The organism is Faecalibacterium sp. An77 (assembly GCF_002161315.1).
Taxonomy (GTDB): domain Bacteria; phylum Bacillota; class Clostridia; order Oscillospirales; family Ruminococcaceae; genus Faecalibacterium.
In genome coordinates this window covers 1-1145 of sequence record NZ_NFHK01000097.1, presented here as the reverse complement: position 1 = coordinate 1145, position 1145 = coordinate 1, and the positions used below count along the sequence as shown (strand labels likewise).

At 54.1% G+C, this 1145-nt stretch carries 1 protein-coding gene; it reads left to right on the top strand.

The window, feature by feature from the left end; translation table 11 throughout:
* Positions 1 to 1032, top strand: a 1032-nt coding sequence (locus tag B5G28_RS14180) for a recombinase family protein (RefSeq protein WP_242967648.1), incomplete at its 5' end; no start/stop codon positions are given.
* Between the last annotated feature and the right edge of the window lie 113 nt (positions 1033 to 1145).

Here is a 1145-nt window from a genome sequence, read left to right as displayed (position 1 = left end):
TACGCCCGGCAGCATGGACTGCGGAACATCCGGCACTTTTGGGACGATGGCTACACCGGCACCAACTTCAACCGCCCCGGCTTCAACGCTCTTTTGAGCGAGATTGAAGCGGGCCATGTGGCTACTCTGATTGTCAAAGACCTGAGTCGGTTCGGGCGGAACTACCTGCAGGTAGGCTACTACACTGAGGTGGTTTTCCCCAAGAAGGGTGTCCGCTTCATCGCCATCAACAACAGCGTGGACAGCGCGAAGCCCTCGGACAACGACTTCACCCCGTTCCTGAACATCATGAACGAGTGGTATGCCAAGGACACCAGCAACAAGATTAAGGCAGTGTTCAAAGCCCGGATGAAGAAAGGAATGCGGTGTAGCGGCTCTATCCCTTACGGCTATAAGCGGACCAAAGAGGACAAACAGCTGCTTCTTGTGGATGAACCGGCAGCCGAGGTTGTCCAAAAGATTTACCGCCTGGCCTGCCAGGGGTTGGGAATAACAGCCATTGCTGATCGGCTGTCAGCAGAAAAGATTCTGATCCCGTCCGCCTATGCTGCCAAGCACTTTCCCGAGAATTGCAGACACAACGAAATGGCAGACCCCTACCGTTGGACAGCCACCACTGTGGGCTACATCCTGGACCGGCAGGAATACCTGGGGCATACGGTACTGGGCAAGTCCATCTGTGAGAACTTCAAGACCAAACAGCGCCGGGCCGCTACTGCTGATGAACTGATGATCTTCCCAAACACCCATGAGGCTATTGTAGACCAGGATACCTGGGATATTGCTCACAAGCTGCGGCTGCGGAAGCGGCCCAAAGCAGCTAATGGAACCTACACCCACCGCCTGTCAGGACTGATCTACTGTGCAGACTGCGGGGCAAGAATGGGTTTCTGCGGCTCAGAAAACGAAAAGCACTACGATTCGTCCCACGCCTTCCAGTGCGGGAACTACCGCAACACCACCAACCAATGCGCTTCTCACTTCGTCCGAGCTTCGGTTCTGGAAACGGTGATCCTGAAAGCAATTCAGTAAGCGCTCCATAATCCCCCGTGAGGGATAAAGAAAAGAGCTCCCATAAGGAGCTCAAATCGGTTAAAATTATTTGAGTTTGCAATACTCGGGAAGGCTTTCAGCCCAGGGGAGCA